The sequence below is a fragment of the Chitinophaga sp. 10T418 genome (assembly GCF_056394125.1).
In genome coordinates, this window is record NZ_JBFTHG010000003.1 from 768,669 (window position 1) to 789,246 (window position 20,578).

Below are 20,578 nucleotides of genomic sequence, written 5' to 3' on the forward strand. Positions count from 1 at the left end.
AGAACCGGCAACATTATTTTAGTAGCTCAGGAAAATTGGTCACTATTTCATTCGTTTGACGGTGGAAATAATGAGGTATCATACCGGTAAATGATTTGAACTCCCGGATAAAATGCGATTGGTCGGCGTAATTGTTTTCGAATGCGATATCCGACAATTGCTGATATTGACGACTGCGCAACTGGTTTAATGAGGCCTGGAATCGGGTAATGCGGGTATATAATTTAGGAGAGATGCCTACCGTTTGTTTGAAAGACCTTTCAAAATTACTTTCGGAGATATAGAGTTCCCGTGGGAAATCTTTAAGTACTACATTTCCTTTTGCCGCCTGTATTTTGGATAAACAATACTTCACTTTATTATTTTCCTTTCTTTTATTTTTTTTAATCAGGGAGATGAAAAAAGCAGACAATACATCTATACTTTGTGCTATGGATACGGCGTTCAGCAATTGTTCACCAAGGTTTATACCGGTTATTAAAGCCAGATCCTGAAGTTGATCTGTTAATTCAGCAGCATGGATACCAAAGATAGTACTGATAGCATCCGGCTGGAAATAAACACCGATAGATTTGAATGGCCCTATAGATGTTTGTTCGGCATGTTGAGTGGATTGTCCGTACAAAAAAGTATTGGGCAACTTTTGATGATAGCAATCGAGGAAGGTACTGTTATTCTGAAAAACGAGGCCGGGATTGCCATCGGGGATTATTTTAAAATGTGTTTGGATGGGATTTGCACAGGTGTTTTCCAGTACCCAGAAAAACCGGATATAATTCTGAAGCGCAGAAATAGGCAGTATTTGCTGGTATCTCATTAATTAATTATTAACAGTAAAACACACTTATAAACAAAATCCGGCCCAAAACGTTCTATTACCATCTCAAAGGTAACTAAACCTCCATAACCATGACTACACCCGAAAACCTACGTTATTCAAAGGACCATACCTGGGTGCTCGTAAGCGGTAACAATGCTACCATAGGTATTACGGCTCAATCTCAAAAACAATTGGGCCAAATCGTATACGGAGAGCTGCCGCAAAAAGACAGTACCATTGATACCTATAACGCATTTGGCACTGTTGAATCAGTGAAGGCCGTTATTGAACTTTTTACACCTATATGGGAAGGGCTGGATGGTCAAATTAAAAATGAATGCTCCTGATGAGGTGAAAAACCTGATGACAGCGAAGGCGTATGATGATTTTTGTAAAGAAGAGAGTGCAGGATAAATAAATTATCACAAAAACGCCTTACAGGAATCCTGTAAGGCGTTTTGTGATAATTAAACGATTGTTACGACAGCGTCGCAACAATCCACGTATATCAGGCTACTGCCGTACCATTCGTTACTCCTTCCGCTTTCATCACTTCTTCTATAGCCGCCACCAATGCCTTTACATCCTCCGGGAATATCTGTCCGATATTACCGATGCGAAATGCATTTGCCTTGCCTAATTTTCCCGGATAAATAATAAATCCACGCTCATTCAGCTGCTCATAGAAGCGTTCAAAGTTAAACGCAGGATCTTCCGGATAAAGGAAGGAAGAAATAATATGTCCCTGGATTTCCGGACGGAGATACTGCTTGAATCCCAGAGCTGACATCCCTTCGTCTAATACAGCTTTATTCTCTTTATACCTTTTTTCTCTTGCAGCAATGCCACCCTCTTCTTTCAGCTCCTGCATGGCCTGGCGGAAAGCCATCAGACTCAGGGTAGGAGGTGTAAATCTGAATTGTCCGTTTMCTTCCAGTCCGGCCCACTGTTCGTATAAATCGAGGCTCAGACTGCGTGCCTGTCCTTTAGCTTTTTCCAGCTCACTTTTTTTACAGATGGCGAAAGCAAAACCCGGTACACCTTCAATACATTTATTGGAAGAAGATACTAAAAAGTCTATTTCCATCGCTTTCATATTCATTTCTACCCCACCAAAGCTACTCATAGCATCTACAATGAATACTTTGTCAAACTGCCGGCAAACAGCGCCTATTTCAGCAATAGGGTTGAATAAACCAGTGGTGGTTTCGCTATGGATACAGACTACGTGTGTTACTTCCGGATGGGCATTCAGTAATTCCCTGGTAGCTGCTGCTGTTACAATTTCATCTTCCGCAAATCTCACCACCTGGTGACGCAGCTGATGAATACCTGCCATTTTCGCAATCCGGTCGCCATAAGCTCCATTGGCCAGGATGAGCAGATGATCATTTTTACCCACCACACTACTAATTACGCTTTCTACACCAAACGTACCGGAGCCTTGTACCAATACGGTCTCATATCCATCTTCTTTTGTAACATGTGCCAGTGTTAATAATTCACTACGGATCTGTTTCACCGCATTTACAAATTCATCATCTCTTGATCCCATATCCCGTAGCATCGCTTCTTTCACAGTGAGGGAGGTGGAAAGCGKACCAGGTGTAAACAATAATTTCTTTTGACTCATGTTCATTAAATTAAAGGTTGTAATTTCTTCAGGTTATTCACTTCGGGATTTTTCCGCCCCATCTTACGGTTAAAAAATAAGGCAATCAATAATAGGAGCACTGCACCTGTCAATGTGAGCAGGTAACTGAAATGCATCAGCACTTTAGACCAGCTCATATCTCTCATAAAAAACTCTTTGTATAAAAGCAGCGCTACACTGCCCATATATCCCAGGGCATCGCAGATGTAAATGAAAAAGCCCACATTGGCTTTTAGTTTAAATAAGGCAATCATTCTTTCGAAAACGGCTACCTGTATAGGAATGTAGGCTAAAAACAATCCCATGCCGGTGAGCAACATCCACCAGAATGGTGTTAGCTGCCGGAATTGAAAAAGCAGGGTGCTACCGCCACAAAGCAATACACCAAATAAGATCAGCCATTGCGTGGCCCAAAAACCTCTGATATTATTTCGTATCAGCGACAAACAACCTACTGAAATTAATACTACCAGGCCACTGATCATCTCCGTTTGTGAAAACACCGACTTATCCCAGGAAGGCTGTATTTCATTCCATATTTCCACAGAAAAATTATCACGAAAATCGCGCATGGTGGCCAAAAACGCGTACATCAACACAAAACACACCACACCACCTCCCACTTCTTTTAATACCGCTCTCTTATTATCTTTCGTCATAGGCACCCTTTCTACACGCAATAGTTTATCTGTTTCTGTAGGAGGAGGAATAGTAGCCAGCATCCAGGAGAAAAAAAGAAATAACGGAAGAAAAAGAAAACCGATCAAACAAGGCATCCACATTTCGGAAACAGCAGGTAGCCAGCCATGTACGGTAAAGTAGACTGTTTTTAAAATGCCGGAAGACACGATCAGGCTAATACTCAACCCCATTCCCAATGCCTCCGTAAAACGCCGTCCTTCCAGGTAATTAAAAACAATGCCCCATACCATTCCCAGTGGCAGGCCATTAAAAAAAAGAAAAATGAAATTATAGGGTGCAGGTATCAATCCAAAAAAGAATAGACTTACTTCTGCAAAAAGAATTAAACTAATGATCAGTTTCTGACGATTTTTAGGTTTCAGCTCGGAAATAATTTTAATGCCAATAAACTTGGATGTCATATATCCCAATGCCTGTGCAACAATCAATACGGCTTTGTAATCCATTTCCAGGAAATGATGCCCTGCATAAGTACCGGCAGTAAAGGGTTTACGAAAGGCATACATGCAGAAGTAGGCACCAAAAGCCGCTATCATAGACCATGCAATAAAAAATGGTTTTGAACTGTTAAGTTGGTTGGTAAGTACACTCGATTTTGATTTCATCGAAAATTATTTTTACTAATTTTTACAGATGGTATTGAGTTTCGGCACAACCAGTTATTACACCAGTCAATTCTAAAAAGCCCCGCAAGGAAATAATCCTGGAGCGTCTTTTATTTAAACGAATCGATTATTTTCTTACCATCACCATGGCATTGAAAATGTTTTTACAAAGGTGAAACATTTCATGGCTTCAATCACGCCTTCCTTTACACCCAGGCCTGAATCCTTGATACCGCCAAAAGGTGAGCTTTCGATACGATAACCAGGTACTTCATTAATGTTCACTGTTCCCACTTTTAATTCCTTTACAAAGCGGAGCGCATACTCCATGTTATTGGTAACGATACCGCTGGATAAACCATAGGCCGTACTGTTACTTAAGGCAATCGCATCATCAATATCTTTAAATGTGAGCACAGGAGCCAATGGACCAAATGATTCATGCACCACCATTTCTGCGTTTCTCGGTACATCAATGATCACAGTGGGTCCCAGCAATGCTCCTTTCCTTTTTCCATCCAATACTACTTTGGCACCTTGTTCCACCGATTTCTTCACTACTGTTTCCAGGTAAATAGCCGCCGCTTCATCAATCACGGTGCCTACTTTGGTGTTTTCATCGGCAGGATCACCACTGGTATATTCTTTTGCTTTTGCCACAAATCTTTCTACAAAAGCGTCTTTTATCTTTTCGTGAACCAGTATTCTTTTTACGGCAGTACAACGCTGACCACTATTACGGAATGCGCCTTCGGCGGCCAGGAATACGGCTTTATCCAGGTCTGCATCTTCCATAATAATCAATGGGTCGTTACCACCTAATTCCAGGATCACTTTTTTATATCCTGCGGTGGCAGCAATATGTTTACCTACCGCCACGCTGCCGGTAAATGATACTATTTCCACGCGGCTGTCTTTCACGAGCGATTCTGCTATTTCTTTGGTAGGTCCCAGCAGCACGCTCAGCATGTAATGCGGCAATCCTGCTTCATACAGGAGTTCTACCAGCTTCACAGCAGTGAGTGGTGTTTTTTCTGATGGCTTCAGGATCACTGGTGTACCTACCGCAATAGCAGGTGCGATTTTATGTATTACCTGGTTAAGCGGATGATTAAACGGCGTGATACAAACAGCCAGTGATAAGGGTTCCCGCAGCGTAAAAATTTTACGCGCCTTACCACTGGGTGAAATATCGCAGGAAAATATCTGTCCATCATCTTTCAACGCTTCAATGGCAGCAAACATCAGCACATCATGTGCCCTGCCTGTTTCATAGCGGGCTTCCCTGATAGCCAGACCGGATTCTGCACTGATCACCTGCGCAAATTCTTCCTTCCGCTCGGTGAGCAGTTGTCTTGTTTTTTCCAGGATCACATAACGCTCGTACCTGGTTAGTTTTTGTCCACCTTTTAATGCCGTTTCAATAGCTTGTTCTGCATGCGCAGCATTCGCCAATGTAACGGTACCCACTAAACGATTATCATAGGGGCTGCGGACTTCCAATACTTTATCTGATTCAATAGCTTTTCCTGCAACATAACATGGTAGCGTGATAACAGATGTGTTGTTAAGGTTGCTGACTTTTTCCTGTATTGTTGGAATGAGAGGCTCGCTCATAATAAATAGTTATTTGCTTTTGATAAGCGGCATTGTCAACCTGCACGGTTACAATGCCTCCTCTGTTTTATTTAAGTAGCAAGTGGCTGCTGTATTAGTTATTTGTTCCGTTCACGGTGAAATCGAAAATGTCAAAATTTCTTGGATCGCCAGCTGCTTTCATTTTGTAGGTTTCATTCAGGGGATGGGAAATGACCATAGGAACCATTTCTTCATAACGTCCGCCGTGGGAGCGTAAAGTACCATCCAGTGCAGAAAGGTCGTGGTATTGTGGACGGCGGCCTACTACCACATCTCTTCCGGATAATACTACGAGGTCACCGATGCGGTCTTCCGGCTGCTCCAGCACATGTACGGCAGTGGCTTTATCATATACTTCGGTAATACCGGGTTGTATGGCCAGCCAGTCTTTGATTTCCGTGATCTTTGATTTATCATTTACATGTACCACTACATAAGACCCTAAAGCGCCGTGGTGCTTCACATAAGGATCTGTAATAGGGCAGATCACGCGGAAACCATTTTCTCCGAATTTCGCTTCCAGCATATCTTCCACAAACAATACATTCGGGCTGCCGTCGGCTTTTACTTTTGCGTTCATTCCGTGATCCGCGGTAGCACCTACAATAGCGCCCAGTTTTATCAGCTTTCCTATTTCCGCATCCATTGCTTCATAAAAATCCAGTGAGGCGGCAGCATCGGGTGCATATGTGTGCTGCATGTAATCTGTGAGCGACAGGTACAGAAAATCAGCCAGGCCATGTTCTATAAAGGCAACGCCTGCACGAAGTACAAACAAACTCGCATCAGCGCTATAAATAACGGGAGTAGGGTGTCCTACAATTTCTTCCACACCATCTACACCGTGTGTTTCTTTCTTTGCCTGGTTTGCTTTTTCAGCAGAGATAGCAATGCCCTGCATTTTGTGAGAAAGGATATCTCTCAGTTTTTCTTTAGCAGTAACTACCGCCACTTTTCTTCCCGCATTAGCAGCAGCAGCCAGCAACGTCTCTGCTCTCAGGTATTCTGCAGAGTTCATCATTACTTCCTGGTCTTTCGCTGCATCATAGAAAAAGTTACCACTGATACCATGTACCGCTGGTGTAACACCTGTTACAATAGATGAGTTATTTACGTTGGTAAAAGAAGGTAAAGCGCCACGCACCATCCCACGATAACCGGCTAACGCCATTTTTTTCAGATTGGGCATACGATCAAATGCCATGGTGGTGTCCAGGTACTCATCTGCCGACCCATCCATACAGATTACTACAATAGGTTTTGCAGCCGGTGTATATTGGATACCATTTGCTGAAAACGCCTGCGTTGAAATACTACTCATCACTGATTTTATTTTATATTATGTTATATGTTATAAACAAGATTCAAGGAGCGGCCCATCAATGGCTGGCTCCTTGAATAAAGAATTACTTTAGTACACAAATGTTTAGTTATACTTATAAAAGTATAGTATAAATATACAAACATTTATAATAAAAAGTTCACAAATACTAAACTTACGCAAACGCTTGTGTAGAGAGAGGAAGGAGAGGATAAAGAATGAAAACCAGTATGATAGTGAATAAAAGCGGACAAAAGGGGAACAAAAATTCAATAATATCTAAAATGGAGATAAATGGTAAGATCTTATTTTGAAGGCATAATAACAGCTCTTTCTTTTCTATTTTTAATAATCCCACCTATTATATTCACAACATACGTTAACTGTCCTATTACAAACAAGAGCTTCAAAAGCAGGGATATTTTGATTTCCCTTGGGGTACTTCGTACTACTCCTTTGTAAAGAATAACTTCCAGGTTATCTGATGGATACTTAAATACCCATACGCGCACCATCAGCAGAAAACAAGAAATTATTATCGTGATCAGTACGTGAATCCAGGTCAACGCCCCTGTTAACAGCAATTTTCCCGTTATCACATAAATGGTCCAACCAAGCAAAAAGATAAATGCAGCCATCCACATCAGAAATTCCGAGGCGATGAAAACAGTGTGATGAAATAAATGTATGACTTCACTTTGTCCTTCAAAAAACAAAGGAATAATAGCCAATACTAACGCAGTTAATAATAACAAACTATAGGGTAAATTGATTGGCTGCTTTTTCATAGGGTATTGTTATAGGTATCATTTCGGGTAAAGCTTACGCTCCTGCAAACATAAAAAAAGCCTTACAGTTTACACTGTAAGGCTTCAATTTTCTAAGTCGGGGCGGCAGGATTCGAACCTGCGACCTCCTGCTCCCAAAGCAGGCGCGATACCGGGCTACGCTACGCCCCGAAATCCCTTCTTAGTCCGTTCTCTCTGCTTTATCGGCGGCCCTTGTGGCGCTACCATTGCTTCAATTGCGGAGTGCAAATGTAGGAAAATGTTTCACATAAAAACAAATTTTTTTTGATAAAAAATGGAAGATCCGATAAAACATGCCAGCACAGGGCATTTCCCATTACTCAGATCGCAAACTTTTTACAGGATTAGTCATCGCTGCACGGATAGATTGGTAACTCACCGTCATAAAGGAAATAACGATGGCAATGACGCCGGCAATGATAAAAAACCACCATTCGAGATGAATATGAAAGGCGAAATTCTGCAGCCATTTATTCATCACCCACCAGGCGATGGGAAAGGCAATGATCAATGAAAACGCCACCAGCTTAATAAAATCTTTTGATAACATCCCAACAATACCAGCTACGCTGGCTCCCAGCACCTTTCTGACGCCTATTTCCTTGATACGTTTTTGGGTAGCAAAAGTAGTGAGCCCAAAAAGTCCCAGGCAGGAAACAATAACGGAGAGTACGGCGAAGATGTTAAACAACTTGCCCATGCGCTGTTCTGCTATATATAACCTGGATAAGTCTTCATTAATAAATCCAAAGGAAAAAGGAAAATCCGAATATACCTGTCGAAATACTTTTTTCATGGTACCCAGCATATGATCCATATTGGCAGATGTAGTTCTGATAACGATATAGCCGGTATTTCCGTTAAAATTCCCTGCACTGCCATTTCTGATAATGAGGGCCTCTATTGGTTGCTGTATTGGTTTAAAATTAAAGTCTTTCACAACTCCCACAATTACCCCTGCTCTGCCATCCATGGCAAGTTTCTTCCCAACTGCAGTGGCCTCTTCCAGGTGCATCACTTTCAACGCTGCTTCATTCACTACAAAATTGTCATCATCTCCCTTGAAGGCTTTCGAAAAAAATCTGCCGGTCTTTATGTGCATCCCAAAAGTGCTCACAAACTGATCGTCTACCCATAGTTGCGGGAAAACACGATCGTCCTGTGGCGTTTTGGCTTCCCACTCCACTGACCTGGTACCTGTGGCCAAATCAGTGGGCAAGTGACTGATAAAAGAGTAATTGGTGATATCCGGGTATTGGCTCATCGTTGTTCTTATAGCCTGTTGGTTGCCCTGCAGGTCACCCAGGCGGGGGATAGGCACATACATCAGGTTATCTTTATTATAACCAATATCCATGGTACGGATAAACTGCAGCTGTTTATAAACAACAATAGTGCTCACGATCAGGATCACGGCAATAGAAAACTGCACTACAATCAGGCTGTTTCTGAAAAACGTTTTACGCCCATGCAGCATTTTCACACCCTTCAACACTTTCACCGGGTTAAAAGATGAGAGAAATAACGCCGGGTAGCTTCCCGAGAGCAGTCCAACAACTACGGCGATTCCGGCAAGCCCCGCCAGCATCTTTACATTGAGCAGATGAATAGCAATAGATTTGGCCGCCAGATCATTGAACAATGGTAATAGCACCACCGCCATCATTAATCCAATCAGCAGGGAAATAAACGACAGCAACAACGCCTCACTCAAAAACTGTATCACCAGTTGGGAACGAAGAGCGCCCACTGTTTTACGCAGACCCACTTCTTTGGCACGTTGTCCGGATAAGGCGGTAGACAGGTTCATAAAATTGATCCCTGCGATCAGCAGAATAAAAATGGCGATCAGCGAGAAGATTCTTACATGCGCATAGCTACCCTGACCCGCTACATCCAGCATATAACTGGAATGCAGATGTATATCTGACAGGCTTTGCAGGAAAAGCTTCCCATTGGTGCCGGAGTGATCATTCTTCCGGTAAACATTCATGATCTGTTGTTGCAGCGATGCCAATGCTGTTGGAGTAGCATGAAAATGATCGTTCAACTGTAGATAGGTATACACATCAAAATTAGCCCAGGCCTGCTGCAGATTAATGGTCCTGCCATATAATTCTATAGGCACCAGCATATCAAACTGCAGATGCGAATTATGAGGAATATCTTTTAATATACCTGTCACCTGTAAATCGTTCCCATTATAATCGTTATCGATGTGCAGGGTTTGTCCCATCGCGTGGTCAGCACTGCCAAAATATTTCCTGGCGCCACTCTCCGTTAGTACTACCCCATCAGGTCGCACCAATAAACTCCTGGCATCGCCCTGCAATACCGGGAAGCTAAAAATGCGGAGGAAGTTGGTATCGGCATAATAGATGTTCTTCTCTTCAAATTTCCGGGTGCCTATTGTTACCATACTTTGCAACGCAGAAATACGGAAAGCGCGCTTAATAGCGGGAATACCCTCGTTAATGGCGGTACCAATTGGCACAGGCACCACCGCTGCATTAATACCCGACACCTGGCCGGTTAACCGGTAAATACTGCCAGCATTCGCATTAAACTGATCATAGCTTAATTCATCCTGCACCCACAAAAAAATTAGTATGCTACAGGTCATCCCTGTGGCTAACCCAAAAATGTTAAGCCCGGAAAATAATTTGTGCCGGAAAAGATTCCGGAAGGCTGATTTCAGATAGCTCCTGAACATACGATAATGAATTATTCTTTTTTGCGGGGCGCCAATAAAATGCCAGTTATAGAAATATTAAAAACAACGCCCTTACACATGTAAAAATAAATAACATGTTCGGTAGCAATACATAAATCGTTCGATTTTAGGGCGCACAGAAAAGGGAGTAGCATATACTACTCCCTTTAAAACGATGATGCCAATCTATTATTCGGCGCTCTTCTTTCCGTTGTTCTGTGCATTAATAGCTTTCAGCTGCGTAAGCTGATCTGGTGTCAGGATTGTCTGATACTGCTGTTTGCGATAGGCAGATATTTCTTTGGAACCTGGTCCGCCTTTCTGGCCGCTTGCTTTCAGCGCATCCTTCCGGCGTATACATTCTGTATTTACCGCCAGCACTTTCTGGTATTGATCATCGGTGAGATGTAATTTAGTCTTTAACTCATCGGTATAAGCAACTGCGCGCTTTTCAGGAGCAGGCAATGCTTTAGGAGCAGGTGCGGCGGCCGGAGCAGGTGCCTGTTTCGGAGCAGGGGCTTGTTTAGGCGCAGCTGTTTGTGCGAAGGCCGGAGATACCGCCAGCAGGATAGCGATTGCAGCAATTAACTTTTTCATGTGTGTTTATTGTTTTAGTACCGGCAGTAAACCAATTTCCTTGCCAGCGAACAATAACGTCGCTTTTCGGAGCTTAAAATCTCCTTAAAAGGCAATAATTCCTCTCTAATAGCAACTCTCCGCATGATACTCCGGAACAATATTTCCCCGATCCCTGTTACTCAACGTTCCTTTCAATTTTAGCATCACGCCTGATACAGGAAGTGATATTTAAACACGCCTTCTCTTTCAATTCAAAAAAAGCAAAAGAGCCTCAAATTTCGCCGCACGCCAACCAGGATTACCCTGCGATCACCGAACTCATTTCACAGGCTGAAAAGCGCCTTATTCCGCCGCAAATAAACACCCCAAAACATTGCACAGAAGCCATTTTAAACATATCTTTGCATCATATCATCACCGCTGAAAGACAGCGCATTTTTTAATAGCAAAACAATCTTAAAACCGGCGCTTATTGCCGGATAATTCCTTCCGCTTTATACATCTCTTAGATGACGGTAACTGGCCACACGTAGTGTTCAATATGGCGATACTATGCCCGTACTTTTTTTACTGCGCAGGAAGGGAGGTATTTAAATTTATATGGAAAAACAAAAAATAACACCTCATCCGGAGTTTAAAGAAGCGTTGATATTCTGGTTCAAATTAGGATGGATCAGCTTCGGCGGTACCGCAGGACATATAGCCATTATGCACGACTACCTGGTGGACAAGAAAAAATGGATCAGCAACAGTAAATTCCTGCACGCCCTCAATCATTGCATGATACTGCCAGGACCAGAAGCCCAACAATTGTCCATTTACATTGGATGGCTGTTACATGGAAAGCGGGGAGGACTGGCAGCCGGAATATTGTTTGTATTACCTTCTATGTTTATACTGCTGGCACTCAGCATCACTTATGTATTATTTGGCAGCATCCCCTGGGTTACCTCCCTGTTTGCCGGCTTAAAGCCGGCAGTGATCGCGATCATCGTTCTGGCGATGTTTAAGATAGCACGGAAAGCCTTGCATGGTCCGCTGCATTATTTTGTAGCTGTAGTAGCTTTTGTATGCATCTTCTTTTTCAACACTTCACTCATTACCATCATTGGAGGCACCATCATTTTCGCTATTTGCTGCAGACTGATACGTCCTGCTGCATTACAGACAAAGCCAACGCAAGCCGAAGCAACAGCAGATGAAAGCGGATATGTGTTGAATAAAAATACGCTGACTGCTGACAGTGGATTAAAATTAAAACCGGTATTACAACTACTGGGGGCGGGCCTCCTTCTCTGGCTGCTTCCTTTTCTCCTGTTTTTTTTGTTCCTCAGCGATTTTAGTTTCTGGCAACACCTGAGTATCTTCTTTACACAAACAGCCTTCGTGACCATTGGTGGCTCCTATACAGTGTTACCTTATGTAGCACAATTCAGCGTTACGAAACTGAACTGGCTGAGTAAACTGCAAATGATGGACGGATTTGCCCTGGCAGAAACGACACCCGGTCCATTGATCATCGTATTGTCTTTTGTGGGTTTTATGGCAGGATACAACCATTTTGGCGGGTCTTTATGGATGGGAACAGTGGGATTACTCGCCACAACTTACTTCACGTTTTTGCCCTGTTTCCTGCTTATTTTCATAGGGGCGCCTTTAATTGAAAAAACGCATGGCAACGCCATGATTGAAAATACACTGGGACTAATCACCGCTGCAGTAGTGGGTGTTATACTGAACCTTACCCTTTATCTGGGTAAAGATGTATTATTCCCGGATGGCATCATGATCAACAAACTGGACCACCTGGCATTGGCCTGGATACTGGTTTCGCTGGTATTGATGCACCAATTCAAATTGAATATTTTATACCTGATTGGATTAAGTATGGGGTATGGGTTACTGCATTATTTACTACTGGGAGTATGGTAGCGAACACGGGACACTAAACAACAAGCCTTGCAGAAAGGCTTGTCAACTTTTATTCCGGCAGTAAACCATTCTCCTTTAACAAGCCTTCTTCATCTCCGGCAATAAAAGCAAAGAGCTTCGGTTCATCTCCTATTTTCTGCAGGAAATAAATCACATCAAAATCATTCGCCACTTTTTCACCATCTTCCGGAGATAGGTAGAAAGCCAGTGAATCTTTACCATGGCATGAAAGGTATCCGGCAAAGCAATGGTTTGTTCTCCGATCTTCATGGATTGCGTGCCGATTTGTTTATAGTGTTCATATCCTTCGGGAATGGATGCTATAAACTTTTTATCATATGGGCGCTCATCAAACTCTTTGGGCTGGCTTCTAAAAAATATTCTGCGAATTGAGCTGCTACTTTTTCCGCATCCACACTTTCTCCTTTAAGAGCATCCTGAAAGCTCTTCTCATAATTTTTGAAAAAGTGATGGATGTCTGCGAGCAAAAATGTTTTACACCATCACCCCATTTTGTAAGATGAAGAAAACTCTCACCGGATGATTAAATCAACATCAGGTCCCTTCAAGACTATGCTTCTTATCTCCAAAGGGTAAAGACGAAAATTGCTGATGAAAAGGGCTGGCTGTTTTGTAAGAAATCCTGATTCTTAATTCCGGTGGCCCATTGCTTTAAAAAATTTCCTTTTAAGTCTGGAGTCATAAAAGAAGGAAGACACGTACACCGCAGCAATAAAATTGATGAAGTTTGAAGATTATAAACTGGAGCACCTGATTTTTAACCAGGCATCTATACTTATAAATAGAGGTGCCATCATAAGGGAGAGGGTATGCAGCAGAAGAAATGCTCAAATGAAAAAAGCCTTCAAATCTTACGACTTGAAGGCTTTTAATCTCTGCGGAGAGAGAGGGATTCGAACCCTCGATACAGTTTAACCCGTATGACGGTTTAGCAAACCGTTCCTTTCGGCCACTCAGGCATCTCTCCGTATTTCCCTGAAGGGGTTGCAAAAATAGGAAAAGTTTTATATTCTCCAAAAGCATTTTCATTTTTTTCTGATTTTTTTTCAAAAAACCGGGTACAGGAATACTTTACCGACAAACATGGTGCTTGTAAATCCCTTTATCCATAGGCTTTTCAGCGCAATGCAGCAATTTCTCCTTTTCGAATGCCGGCATATAAAACAGATAAATGATCGTTAAAAAAATGGTCAACCGGCTGCATCAGACATATAGTCTCCGCGCGTGATGACTGAAAGGAGTCATGCCAATCGAATATAAAATAAACATTATATAATAAATACAGTGCAGGATAAAAATACGGATGCCATTCTGAAAAGAATGGCATCCGTAAAATAGGTTTATGGGGATGGGCCTTACATGGCGGCCAGTTGTACTTTCTGTTGCAATTCAATTACACTGTCACGGAAGTTATTATCTGTATCCATCAGGTCTTTCACTGTCTGACAGCTATGAATCACGGTAGTGTGATCACGGCCACCAAAATGTTCACCGATTGTTTTCAAGGAATTTTTGGTAAATGATTTAGCGAGATACATGGTAATCTGCCTGGCCTGCACAATTTCACGTTTACGTGTTTTTTGCAACAGCTTATCATAAGGCACATCAAAATATTCGCACACCATTTTTTGTATGCTTTCGATGGTAATTTCTTTGGAAGAAGTTTTTACAAAAGATTTCAGCACCCGCTTCGCTAACTCCAGGTCTATTTCTTTGCGGTTCAGTGATGACTGTGCCAGCAATGAAATGAGGGCGCCTTCCAGTTCGCGTACATTTGTCTGAATATTGTATGCTACGTACTTCACTACTTCCTTCGGCATCTCCAGTCCATCATTCCGCATTTTCATTTCCAGGATTTCCATCCTGGTTTCAAAATCAGGAATCTGTATGTCTGCACTCAGGCCCCAGCGAAAGCGGCTCAGCAACCTTTCCTGTACACCATCCAGATCTTTGGGCGCCTTGTCAGACGTTAAGATCAGTTGCTTGCCAGACTGGTGTAAATGGTTGAAGATAGCAAAGAAAGCATCCTGCGTTTTCTCTGCACGGGCAAAGAACTGGATATCATCTACAATCAACACATCTATCAACTGATAGAAGTGAATAAAATCGTTGATGATGTTATTCTTGGAATGATCTATAAACTGATTAATGAATTTCTCCGCACTTACATACAACACCGCTTTATTAGGATGTATACGTTTCACATCATTGCCTACTGCCTGTGCAAGATGGGTTTTTCCCAATCCTACACCGCCATATATTACCAACGGATTAAAAGAGGTGCCACCGGGCTTCTCAGCCACCGTTTTACCTGCACGTCTTGCCACACGATTACTGTCTCCTTCTACATACGCATCAAACGTATAGTTGGGATTTAGCTGCGAGTCAATTTGTACCCTTTTAATACCCGGAATAACAAAGGGATTCTTAACCGGGTTGTGGATCGTTAAAGGAAAATCTACTTCATTGTCTTTTTGAGGTTTTGTAAACTGCGTAGGCATGTTTACTGTCCTGGGATGCTGATGTGGTGTACCGTTCTCGACTACAATGCGATACTCCAACCTGGCTTCTTTGCCTAATTCTCTCTTGATGGTTTTTCCTAACAATCCCACGTAATGCTCCTCAAGGTATTCATAAAAGAATTGGCTGGGGACCTGGATGGTTAAAACATTGTTTTCAAGTTTAATGGGTTTAATAGGTTCAAACCATGTCTTAAACGGCTGCCATTCTACTATATCCCTAATTATATTAAGACACTTTTCCCAAACTTGTTCGCAAGTTTTATTCATTGAGATAAAAAAAATTAGTTGTTTCTTAATTAAGGATGCTTAGTTCTCGAATTCGAAATTCCCCAACGCAGGATGTTGAAAAATTTTCAGACAGGATGACGAATATCTGTAGAAAATGTTGAAAAAAAAAATTTATCTACCCTTGTTTATATTCTCCTGATTACAGAGTACCAAAACTCCTCTTTCCACTACTGCCGTGGCTTTACAGCCCTGACGTGACAAGGTTTTCAATACTATAAACCCCATTGATTAACAGCACCTTTATCTTCTTCATTCTCCTTTTTATCATAAATATGGATATATAATTGATAAAATAATATTGTATCCTTTCTCTCAAAAAAAATCGTTCACTGATAAAAGCCGAGATATTCACACTTTTTCCGGAGAGGGTGCAAAACTATGTTAGTATCTCCATTTAAAAAAATGTATTCGGGGATAGTTATTATGAAACAATTTATTTATATCCGCGCGCACCGGATTAATAAAAAATATTTGCACGCACTAAGGCGAATACCTTATCTTTGACCCTTCTGAATTTAAAATAATTTTTCTATGAGTTTTGAAATTACCGGAAAGCTGATTGTGAAGTACAACACGGTACAACGTAGCGAAACTTTTAAGACAAGAGAGTTCGTTATAGAGAAGTCCGATGACATCAATGGCCGTGTTATCAACAACTACATTAAGTTTCAGTCGGTGCAAGACCGCACTGGTATTGTTGACCGGTTCAATGAAGGTGAAAACGTTAAAGTTTATTTCAATATCAAAGGCACCAGATGGGAAAAAGATGGTAAAGTAAATTACATCACCAACCTGGATGCATGGCGTATGGAATCTGTAATGGCAGCACCTGCTCCGGGTACAGATCCTCAGCCTAACTACAATACACCTCAGATGCCTGCCGGCGGAGGTGATGGTGGTGATGATCTGCCTTTTTAAGCATAAGCGAAAAGCATAAAGCAAAAAGCTATTGAAGCGAAGATGGAAGCGTATAAAACCGCTACTGTCTTCGCTTCAATAGCTTTTTGCTTTATGCTTTTCGCTTTTACCCTTATTAGCTATCTTTGCAGCAGTTTTAGGATAACCACCTAACCGCTAATATGATACAACAAATATCTCTCAAATTACTGCCGGCAGATGCCGCCTCTTCTACACATATCACACAGCACGCCGCTGCTGCTCTGAGTGTAAAACCCAAAGACATTACAGGATTCAATCTGCTGAAACGCTCTATAGACGCACGTTCCAGACAAGTATTCTTTATCCTTACCCTACAGGTGTTTGTAAATGAACCATTCATCGAAAGGCAACATACCCATCCGGTATATCCTTCCCTGCCAGCCAATGCCCCACGGGTATTGATTGCAGGCGCAGGCCCCGCAGGTCTCTTTGCTGCACTCCGGCTCATAGAAGCAGGCCTGAAGCCTGTTATCATTGAACGTGGTAAAGATGTACGAGCAAGAAGAAGAGACCTCGCAGCACTTAATAAAACCGGTATCGTAAACCCCGACTCCAACTACTGCTTCGGCGAAGGTGGAGCCGGCACCTACTCCGATGGTAAACTATACACCCGCTCCAATAAGCGTGGTGACATTAACCGCATACTCAACATATTTGTTCACTTCGGCGCAGAAGATAAAATAATGATCGATGCGCATCCACATATTGGTACCAACAAACTCCCACATATCATCACAGCCATGCGGGAGCAAATTATCGACAGCGGAGGAGAAGTGCACTTCGAACAAAAAGTAACCGCCATACAAATGAAAGATGGCGCCGTTACCGGCGTACAAACCGCATCCGGACAAATCTTTGAAGGCAAACAATTAATCCTGGCCACCGGCCACTCCGCACGTGATATATTTATCATGCTGCACCAACAAAATATTTTACTGGAAGCTAAACCCTTCGCCCTCGGTGTCAGAATAGAGCACCCGCAGGAACTGATCGACAGCGCCCAGTATCACTGCGATGTACGTGGTGAATTCCTGCCCCCCGCCAGCTATAGCCTGGTGGAACAGGTAGATGGCCGCGGCGTATTTTCTTTCTGTATGTGCCCCGGTGGCATTATTGCCCCCGCAGCTACAGATCCCGGTGAACTGGTTGTAAACGGATGGTCCCCATCCAAACGTAATAACCCCTTCGCCAACTCCGGTATGGTGGTAACAGTAGATGAATCTGACTTTGCTCCATTTGCACACCACGGCCCACTCGCTGCCATGTATTTTCAACAGGCAGTTGAAAGACAGGCCTACATCGCTGGCGGCGGTAACTTCGTAGCGCCTGCACAAAGAATGACCGACTTCGTTGCCAGAAAAGTATCGGCCTCCCTGCCCGCATGCTCCTATGTACCCGGCCTGCAAAGCACCGACCTCCGTACTGTATTGCCCAAAGTAGTACACCAACGCCTCGCAGGCGCCTTTAAAGCATTTGGCCGTAAAATGAAAGGATACTATACAGAGAATGCGGTACTCGTGGCAACAGAATCACGTACCTCTTCCCCGGTACGTATTCCCCGCAACAATGACACACTCGAACATCCACAGGTAGCTGGCCTATATCCCTGCGCAGAAGGCGCCGGATATGCCGGAGGTATCGTATCTGCCGCTATGGACGGAGAACGCGTGGCCGCCATTATTGCCGATAAACTACGATAAATATCCGGGTAGCATATTATGATTAATTATTGCGGATTAATCATTAATTTTTCACCATGAACCTACTCGAAGTTAAACACCTGAAAAAGCATTATCAAACCCATAAAGCGGTGGATGATGTTAGCTTTGATATACAACAGGGCAGCATCTTCGGATTACTGGGACCCAACGGTGCCGGTAAAACAACCCTACTACGCATGATTACCGGCATCTTCTACCCCGATGAAGGCCAGATACTTTTTAACGGCAAAAAATTCGATCCGGAAAACGATGTACAATACATCGGCTATATGCCGGAAGAAAGAGGCCTGTATAAAAAAATGATGGTAGGCGAACAAACCCTCTACCTGGCCCGGCTGAAAGGACTCAGTAAAAAAGAAGCAGTAGAGAAAATCAAATACTGGTTCGATAAGTTCGATATCAATTCCTGGTACAATAAAAAAGTAGATGAACTCAGTAAAGGCATGCAACAGAAAGTACAGTTCATTTCTACCATCCTGCACCAACCCAAACTACTGATACTGGATGAACCCTTTTCCGGCCTGGATCCTATTAATTCCAACCTGATCAAACAGGAAATATTTAATCTCAGCCAGCAAGGCACTACCATCATCTTTTCTACACACCGTATGGAACAGGTGGAAGAAATCTGCGATCATATCATGCTGCTCAACAAAGGCCGTAAGATCCTGGATGGCAGCGTACAACAAATACAGCAGGACTTTAAACAAGGTCTCTTCAAAGTAGGTTTGGGTACTATGCCTAATCCGGCTCAAATGGCCACCTGGCACTTTAATATTGTGCAAACACATGATAAGGCGTTTACGGTGAAAATGAATGAAGACAGCACCACCAACGATATCCTGCTGCATTTTATCCGCCAGGATATCCCTGTCACTTATTTCGAAGAAATCCTTCCCTCCATCAACGAGGTATTTATCACCCAGGTACAGCAAACTGAAAATGCCACCGCCAACGTGGCAGCTCTTCCACTGATCTGATTATTCTGCTTACTTTATGGAAAAAATATGGCTCATCATAAAACGAGAATTTTTTACCCGCGTCCGTAAAAGATCTTTCCTCGTCACCACTTTGCTCGTGCCAGTGGCCTTTGCGGCCATGATCATTGTGCCCATCCTCCTGGCTACCTCTTCCAGCGAACATAAACGCATCGCTGTAGTGGATAAAAGCGGATTATTCGAAAACAAATTCCCCGATACAAAAGGGGTGTATTTCAAATATCTCCAGCAACAAAACATCGACAGCCTCAAACTGCACTATGAAGCACAAGGCTATGAAGGCCTGCTGTACATTCCACAGTTTGACATCAGCCGTCCTTCCGGCTTCGAATTTTATAGCAGCGGTCAGGCCAGCATTACCATTGAAAGCAATATCAACAAGGATATCAACGATATCATTGAAAAGAAACGCCTGGAACTGCAGGGGATTGATCAATCCAAAATGGATGGGATCCGGTCTAATGTGGAAGTCACCTTTAAAAACGGTAAGGAAGAGAAAAAAGGTAATTCCTGGGTAGCCTATGGTGTAGGCTATGCCAGCGGATTTATTATCTACATTGTCCTGTTGTTGTTTGGCACATCCGTTATGCGGGGGGTGATGGAAGAAAAAGTAAGCCGTATTGCGGAAGTCATGATTTCCAGTGTGAAACCCTTTCAGCTCATGATGGGCAAAATCATCGGCATTGCTGCAGTAGGACTGTTACAGTTCTTTATATGGGGCGTTCTTGTTACGGCCATTTATTCCCTGATTCCTTTGTTCTTCTCACCGGAAAGTATGCAGGCAGCAGCGCAGGGCGGCGCTATGGCCCAGGCCAGTCAGGCCGATCAGATAGAAATGATTCACAAAATGAGAGAGCTGGTTGGCAGCATCCAGTGGAGCCTGATCGTTCCATGTTTTGTTTTGTATTTCCTGGGGGGCTACCTGTTTTATTCCTCTTTGTACGCCGCTATTGGCAGTCTCGCTAATGAAGACGCCACCGATATACAACAACTCACTATTCCGGTAACGGTACCTATCATCATTGGTATCATGATCATGATGAAGGCCGTACAGGACCCCGGCAGCCCGCTGGCGGTATGGGGCAGTATTATCCCCTTCACATCGCCCATGGTGATGATGGCCAGGCTGCCTTACGGCGTGCCGGGCACCGTACCCTACTGGCAACTGGCACTGTCGTTTATTTGCCTCATAGGAGGCTTTATACTCACTACCTGGGCAGCCGGCAGAATATACCGCACCGGTATATTGATGTATGGCAAGAAAATTACGTTAAAAGAAGCGATGAAGTGGGTGGTGAGGAAACCGTAAAGCTTTT

At 43.0% G+C, this 20,578-nt stretch carries 15 protein-coding genes, 2 tRNA genes and 1 pseudogene; 6 read left to right on the forward strand and 12 right to left on the reverse strand.

What is annotated here, in order from left to right; translation table 11 throughout:
* Window positions 1-13 precede the first annotated feature (13 nt).
* Window positions 14-817 (reverse strand): DUF6597 domain-containing transcriptional factor, encoded by an 804-nt coding sequence (locus tag AC1DCV_RS11265; protein ID WP_477023277.1) that lies wholly within the window; start codon window positions 815-817, stop codon window positions 14-16.
* 92 nt (window positions 818-909) lie between these two features.
* On the opposite strand from AC1DCV_RS11265, the pseudogene AC1DCV_RS11270 reads away from it, so the two are divergent.
* Window positions 910-1,234 (forward strand): annotated as a pseudogene (locus AC1DCV_RS11270) (glycine cleavage system protein H).
* 94 nt (window positions 1,235-1,328) lie between these two features.
* Here the strand turns inward: AC1DCV_RS11270 and AC1DCV_RS11275 are convergent.
* The 8 genes from AC1DCV_RS11275 to AC1DCV_RS11310 form a co-directional block, all read right to left on the reverse strand.
* Window positions 1,329-2,453 (reverse strand): 2-aminoethylphosphonate--pyruvate transaminase, encoded by a 1,125-nt coding sequence (locus AC1DCV_RS11275; protein ID WP_477023278.1) that lies wholly within the window; start codon window positions 2,451-2,453, stop codon window positions 1,329-1,331.
* Between the two features lie 5 nt (window positions 2,454-2,458).
* Window positions 2,459-3,781, reverse strand: coding sequence for a DUF5690 family protein (locus AC1DCV_RS11280; RefSeq protein WP_477023279.1), 1,323 nt, complete (start codon window positions 3,779-3,781; stop codon window positions 2,459-2,461).
* Between the two features lie 141 nt (window positions 3,782-3,922).
* Window positions 3,923-5,398 (reverse strand): phosphonoacetaldehyde dehydrogenase, encoded by a 1,476-nt coding sequence (gene phnY, locus AC1DCV_RS11285; protein WP_477023280.1) that lies wholly within the window; start codon window positions 5,396-5,398, stop codon window positions 3,923-3,925.
* A gap of 94 nt (window positions 5,399-5,492) precedes the next feature.
* Window positions 5,493-6,740 carry a phosphonoacetate hydrolase gene (gene phnA, locus AC1DCV_RS11290; RefSeq protein WP_441573326.1) on the reverse strand — a complete coding sequence of 416 codons (1,248 nt, stop codon included), beginning with the start codon at window positions 6,738-6,740 and terminating at the stop codon, window positions 5,493-5,495.
* A 305-nt stretch (window positions 6,741-7,045) separates the two neighbouring features.
* Entirely contained in the window at window positions 7,046-7,528 is a 483-nt protein-coding gene (locus tag AC1DCV_RS11295) for a hypothetical protein (protein ID WP_477023281.1), read from the reverse strand.
* 97 nt (window positions 7,529-7,625) lie between these two features.
* A tRNA-Pro gene (locus AC1DCV_RS11300) sits at window positions 7,626-7,699 on the reverse strand.
* Between the two features lie 166 nt (window positions 7,700-7,865).
* Entirely contained in the window at window positions 7,866-10,262 is a 2,397-nt protein-coding gene (locus AC1DCV_RS11305) for an ABC transporter permease (protein WP_477023282.1), read from the reverse strand.
* A gap of 189 nt (window positions 10,263-10,451) precedes the next feature.
* A complete protein-coding gene (locus AC1DCV_RS11310) occupies window positions 10,452-10,859 on the reverse strand; it encodes a hypothetical protein (RefSeq protein WP_477023283.1) in 408 nt (135 codons plus the stop codon).
* Between the two features lie 582 nt (window positions 10,860-11,441).
* Between AC1DCV_RS11310 and chrA the strand changes: the two genes are divergently transcribed.
* Complete coding sequence (chrA, locus tag AC1DCV_RS11315) at window positions 11,442-12,773, forward strand: chromate efflux transporter (protein WP_477023284.1); 1,332 nt, start codon at window positions 11,442-11,444, stop codon at window positions 12,771-12,773.
* Between the two features lie 49 nt (window positions 12,774-12,822).
* Here the strand turns inward: chrA and AC1DCV_RS11320 are convergent, their stop codons facing one another.
* The 3 genes from AC1DCV_RS11320 to dnaA form a co-directional block, all read right to left on the reverse strand.
* Window positions 12,823-12,945: a hypothetical protein gene (locus tag AC1DCV_RS11320; RefSeq protein WP_477023285.1), complete on the reverse strand. Its 123-nt coding sequence runs from the start codon at window positions 12,943-12,945 to the stop codon at window positions 12,823-12,825.
* A gap of 727 nt (window positions 12,946-13,672) precedes the next feature.
* Window positions 13,673-13,761, reverse strand: a tRNA-Ser gene (locus tag AC1DCV_RS11325).
* 388 nt (window positions 13,762-14,149) lie between these two features.
* A complete protein-coding gene (dnaA, locus tag AC1DCV_RS11330; protein ID WP_079469646.1) occupies window positions 14,150-15,583 on the reverse strand; it encodes a chromosomal replication initiator protein DnaA in 1,434 nt (477 codons plus the stop codon).
* Window positions 15,584-16,135: 552 nt separating this feature from the next.
* Between dnaA and AC1DCV_RS11335 the strand changes: the two genes are divergently transcribed.
* The 4 genes from AC1DCV_RS11335 (at window position 16,136) to AC1DCV_RS11350 (ending at window position 20,571) form a co-directional block, all read left to right on the forward strand.
* On the forward strand, window positions 16,136-16,522 hold the full coding sequence (locus AC1DCV_RS11335; protein WP_079469647.1) for a DUF3127 domain-containing protein: 387 nt from the start codon (window positions 16,136-16,138) through the stop codon (window positions 16,520-16,522).
* 161 nt (window positions 16,523-16,683) lie between these two features.
* A complete protein-coding gene (locus AC1DCV_RS11340) occupies window positions 16,684-18,243 on the forward strand; it encodes an NAD(P)/FAD-dependent oxidoreductase (protein WP_477023286.1) in 1,560 nt (519 codons plus the stop codon).
* A 56-nt stretch (window positions 18,244-18,299) separates the two neighbouring features.
* Complete coding sequence (locus AC1DCV_RS11345; RefSeq protein WP_477023287.1) at window positions 18,300-19,244, forward strand: ABC transporter ATP-binding protein; 945 nt, start codon at window positions 18,300-18,302, stop codon at window positions 19,242-19,244.
* Window positions 19,245-19,260: 16 nt separating this feature from the next.
* Window positions 19,261-20,571 (forward strand): ABC transporter permease, encoded by a 1,311-nt coding sequence (locus AC1DCV_RS11350; protein ID WP_477023288.1) that lies wholly within the window; start codon window positions 19,261-19,263, stop codon window positions 20,569-20,571.
* Window positions 20,572-20,578: the final 7 nt, after the last annotated feature.